Source organism: Rhodococcus sp. BS-15, assembly GCF_000813105.1.
Classification (GTDB): domain Bacteria; phylum Actinomycetota; class Actinomycetes; order Mycobacteriales; family Mycobacteriaceae; genus Rhodococcoides.
This window is the reverse complement of the sequence record NZ_BAOX01000342.1, coordinates 1-4,833: the sequence shown is the minus strand read 5'-3', so window position 1 is coordinate 4,833 and position 4,833 is coordinate 1. Positions and strand designations below refer to the sequence as shown.

Sequence of the window (4,833 nt, the reverse complement as noted above, 5' to 3'; positions counted from 1 at the left end):
GAACAACCCGACCGGCGCGGCCTTGCCGATGGCGTACGCCACCTGGACCTCGATGCGATCGGCGAGCCCGGCCGCGACAGCGTTCTTCGCGACCCAGCGCATCGCGTACGCGGCGCTGCGGTCGACCTTGGACGGGTCCTTGCCGGAGAACGCACCGCCGCCATGCCGTGCCATGCCGCCGTAGGTGTCGACGATGATCTTGCGACCGGTCAACCCGGCGTCACCCATCGGTCCACCGAGCACGAACTTTCCGGTGGGATTGACCAACAGACGTACATCGGACGTGTCCAGCGTCGGCACGTCCAACTCGGCGAGAACCGACCCGAGCACCTTCTCCCTGATATCGGGAGTGAGCAGGTTGTCGAGATCGATGTCGGCTGCATGCTGGGTCGAGATCACCACGGTGTCGAGGCGAACGGCGTTGTCACCGTCGTATTCGATCGTCACCTGCGTCTTGCCGTCCGGACGCAGGTACGGCAGCACGCCACTCTTGCGGACCTCGGTCAGTCGCCGAGAAAGCCGGTGTGCCAACGCGATCGGCAACGGCATCAGCTCGGGAGTGTCGGTGTTGGCGTACCCGAACATCAACCCCTGATCGCCAGCACCCTGACGGTCGATCTCGTCGTCGGACAGTCCTTCGACTCGGGCCTCGTGCGAATGATCGACGCCCTGAGCAATCTCGGGAGACTGCGCGCCGATCGCGACGTTCACGCCGCACGAATTTCCGTCGAACCCCTTGGCCGACGAGTCGTACCCGATCTCGAGCACCTTCTCGCGCACGATCTTGGGGATGTCGGCATACGCGGTGGTGTTGACCTCACCCGCGACATGCACCTGGCCGGTGGTGACCAGAGTCTCCACGGCCACCCGAGCCCGCGGATCCTCCGTCAACAGAGCATCGAGAATCGAATCGCTGATGGCGTCACAGATCTTGTCGGGATGACCCTCTGTGACGGACTCGCTGGTGAAAAGCCGACTACCGGACTTGCTCACGGACTTCCTCTCGACGCATGTTCCTGCCCGACCCGACGCCTCGCGCCGGTCGGGCACTCCACGAAAATTTGACGTTCCCTCGGTGTTATCGCCCCTGCCGGAGCCAGGCAAACCTCTACGGCACTACACGTGGCGCTCAGCACGGTAACCGGTGCGACATCGATCGTGCACCCTCGCCGCCATCACGGAGTGGACTTCGGTCGAGGACTCCGTGCGTCGAGCATCTGCGCCACCGAATCCAGGACGCGGCTCGCGAGAAGTGCTTTCGAACCCTCACCGAGCGCAGCCTCGGAACCGTCGGATCCGAGCAACCATCCGTCGTTGTGGTCGACCTCGAAGGCCTTGCCGTCACCGACAGCGTTGACCACGAGCAGGTCGCAGCCCTTGCGTTCGAGCTTGGCCCGCGCATACGTCAACACGTCTCCGTCCGCGTCCCCGGTCTCGGCGGCGAATCCGACGATGACCGTCGACGATTCGAGCTCACCGTCGCGGCGAGCCGAGACGAGGCCAGCGAGGATGTCGTCGTTGCGGACCAGCGGGATAGACGACGGCTCGTTCGACCCCTTCTTGATCTTGCTGCCCGCGATGGACTCCGGGCGGAAGTCGGCGACCGCGGCCGCCATCACGACTGCATCGACACCGACGGCACGTTTGCGAACGGCGTCCTGCATGTCCGACGCCGTCTTGACGTGCACGACGTCGACCGCGGCCGGAGCGTCGAGGTCGCTGGTGTATCCGGCGACCAACGTCACCTGGGCTCCGCGTTGCGCAGCCACACGTGCGAGCGCGTATCCCTGCTTGCCGGAGCTTCGATTGCCCAGAAAACGGACCGGGTCGAGAGGCTCACGAGTGCCGCCGGCAGACACCAGAACGTGGCGTCCTTCGAGGTCCCGAGGAAGCGCATCGGCTCGCTCGGTCACGAGCATCGAGAGCGCGAAGATCTCGTCGGGCTCGGGTAGTCGACCCGACCCGGTGTCGCGACCGGTCAGACGCCCCGACGCCGGTTCGATCACGTGCGTACCGCGTGAGCGAAGGGTCGCGACGTTGGTGACCGTGGCGGGGTGCTCCCACATCTCGGTGTGCATCGCGGGAGCCAGGACCACCGGACACCGCGCGGTGAGCAGGGTGGCCGTCAGAAGGTCATCGGCCCGTCCCCCGGCGATGCGGGCCATGAGGTCCGCGGTGGCCGGAGCGACGACGACGAGGTCCGCCTCTTGGCCCAGGCGCACGTGCGGGACTTCCGGCACATCTGCGAAGACCCCGGTGTGCACCGGTTGACCGGACAGCGCCTCGAACGTCGCGCGCCCGACGAACTCCAGAGCGGACGCGGTAGGAATCACCCGTACCTGATGCCCACTCTCGGTGAAACTGCGGATGAGCGAACAACTCTTGTAGGCGGCGATACCTCCGCCGACTCCTACGACAACGTGCAAGTCAGATGTCCTCTGTGAGGTTCTTATTCGCCTTCGGTGTGCTCGAGCAGGTCCGCGTGGATCTCGCGGAGAGCGATCGACAGCGGCTTCTCCTGCAGACCCGGCTCGACCAGCGGTCCCACGTACTCGAGGATGCCGTCACCGAGCTGGTTGTAGTAGTCGTTGATCTGACGCGCACGCTTGGCTGCGTAGATCACGAGGGCATACTTGGACGAGGTGCGGGCGAGCAACTCGTCGATGGGTGGATTGGTGATGCCGAGCGGCGTGTCGTAGGCCGGCAGAGCGCTGCGTCCGTCGAAGTCGGAAACGGCCGCTGAAATGCTGCTCACTGATGATCTCCTGAAATTGCATCGTTGGTGCTACGAACTAGCTGGTCGGGGCCTCGTGCGCCGTGAAACTTGTCAGCTGTTGCCGACCGACGACCTACCGACCAACAAGGATACCAACTGTTCGCACGAATGGTCGACATCGGTATTGACAACCACCGTGTCGAACTCCTCCTGTGCGGCCAATTCCACCCGTGCGGTCTCCAACCTCCGCTCGGTGGCCGCGCTCTCCTCGGTCGCGCGACGACCAGACGAGAGACCAGGTCGTCCCACGTCGGTGGTGCCATGAACACCAGCAGAGCCTCGGGCTTGGACACCCGCACGGCACGAGCACCGGCCAGATCGAGCTCGAGCAGCACCGGGCTGCCTGCCTCGAGCGCGGCCTCCACGGGTGCGGCCGGAGTCCCCGACCGCTGCAGACCACCATGGATACTCGCCCACTCGAGCAGCTCGTCGTCGGCGATCATCCGATCGAACTCGCCGGCCGACACGAAGTGGTAATCCTGACCGTCCACCTCGCCCGGCCGCGGCGATCGCGTCGTGACCGACACGCTGAAGACCAGCTCGGGAAGCGCCGCGCGCACGAGCCGAACGACACTGGACTTGCCGACGCCGGAGGGGCCGGACAGCACCACCAACCGGCCGCGCTCGTTCTCCGCGACCGATGTCGCCGCAGTGTCATTCACTGTCGTCAGGCCTCGAAATCGAACTTCGTCAACAGCGCCTTGCGCTGCCGATCGCCGAGACCTCGCAGTCGACGGGTGGGCGCGATCTCCAATTCCGTCATCAACTCCGCGGCCTTGACCTTGCCCACCTTCGGCAGGGCCTCGAGCAACGCGGAGACCTTCATCTTTCCGAGAATCTCGTCCGTCTCGGCATCCTCGAGCACTTGCTTGAGATCGGTGCCGCCGCGCTTGAGACGCTCCTTGAGCTCGGCGCGCGCTTTCCTGGCGATCGCTGCCTTCTCGAGGGCAGCGGCACGCTGCTCGGGGGTCAACTGGGGAAGGGCCACTGTCGGTTCCTCCGTCTTCTCGTTCTGGGCGATACGACGCACACGATCGCTGTCGGCACGTCGATCATCGGTGTTCCACTGCCACCGGCCGCGGTCATCGGCGCTCCGCACTGGCGATCCGCGCTGTTCGTCGGCAGCGCTAGCGACCGTACCGACGACTCGCGTTCACCGCTAACTCGCCCCCGAGTGCCGGAGCGCAGCAGCATCGACTATGCAAGACCGGCTTCGATCTCGTCGCGCAACCGCATCGCCGCGTCACGCAATGCCGTCACCGACGGGCCTGCCGCCAGCACACCCCGAGAGGAGTTGGGGAGCAACAGCTCACGCGACTCGCGGAAGATCTCCGCTAGATCGGCAACCGTCGCTCCCTGTGCACCCAGACCCGGGGCGAGGATGGGCCCGGTGTAGTTCGACAGATCGAGACCATGATCACGAGTGGCACCGACGACCAACCCCACGGTGTCGGCATCGAGGCGATTACGCGCCGCCGCCGCGTCGACGATCGACTGACCCACCGACCCGCCGTTCGACGTCGCCGCCTGCTGCAGGGCCGAGCCCTCCGCATTCGAGGTTCGAGCCAGCACGAACACACCGCGCTGATGTTGCACCGCTCGGTCGACCGTCTCCCCCAGCGAATCGAAGCCCAGGTACGGCGACACCGTGACGGCGTCCGAGGACAACGGAGACGCGGGGTCCAGCCAAGCCTGTGCGTATGCATCCATCGTGGTGCCGATGTCGCCGCGCTTCGCATCGGCGATCACCAGGGTGCCCGCGTCCCTGAGCACACTGACAGTGCGTTCGAGCACCGCGTACCCGGCAGATCCGTACGCCTCGAAGAACGCCACCTGAGGCTTGACGATCGCCACCTCACCGACGAACGCCTCGACACACAGCTCGGCGAACACCTCGAGACCGTCCGCCGAGCGTGGCAACTCCCACGCCTCGAGCAGAGCCGGATGCGGATCGATACCGACACACAGTCGACCGCGCGCCGCGACCGCGGCCCGAAGCCTGCCCGACCAACTGCGATCGTGCGTCATTCCACTCCCCGCCCCTCGGGTCGTTCCGC

General features: G+C 65.7%; 5 protein-coding genes and 1 pseudogene. All 6 read right to left on the bottom strand.

The window, feature by feature from the left end:
- On the bottom strand, window positions 1-993 hold a 993-nt coding region (gene metK / locus RHBS_RS24425; protein ID WP_128646666.1), incomplete at its 3' end, for a methionine adenosyltransferase.
- Window positions 994-1,175: 182 nt separating this feature from the next.
- Complete coding sequence (coaBC, locus tag RHBS_RS24420) at window positions 1,176-2,426, bottom strand: bifunctional phosphopantothenoylcysteine decarboxylase/phosphopantothenate--cysteine ligase CoaBC (protein ID WP_121869943.1); 1,251 nt, start codon at window positions 2,424-2,426, stop codon at window positions 1,176-1,178.
- A 23-nt stretch (window positions 2,427-2,449) separates the two neighbouring features.
- Window positions 2,450-2,755, bottom strand: coding sequence for a DNA-directed RNA polymerase subunit omega (gene rpoZ, locus RHBS_RS24415; protein WP_032377808.1), 306 nt, complete (start codon window positions 2,753-2,755; stop codon window positions 2,450-2,452).
- A 72-nt stretch (window positions 2,756-2,827) separates the two neighbouring features.
- Window positions 2,828-3,387: pseudogene (gmk, locus tag RHBS_RS24410) on the bottom strand (guanylate kinase).
- Between the two features lie 56 nt (window positions 3,388-3,443).
- Entirely contained in the window at window positions 3,444-3,764 is a 321-nt protein-coding gene (mihF, locus tag RHBS_RS24405) for an integration host factor, actinobacterial type (RefSeq protein WP_045199768.1), read from the bottom strand.
- A gap of 209 nt (window positions 3,765-3,973) precedes the next feature.
- Entirely contained in the window at window positions 3,974-4,804 is an 831-nt protein-coding gene (gene pyrF / locus RHBS_RS24400) for an orotidine-5'-phosphate decarboxylase (RefSeq protein WP_121869945.1), read from the bottom strand.
- Window positions 4,805-4,833 lie beyond the last annotated feature (29 nt).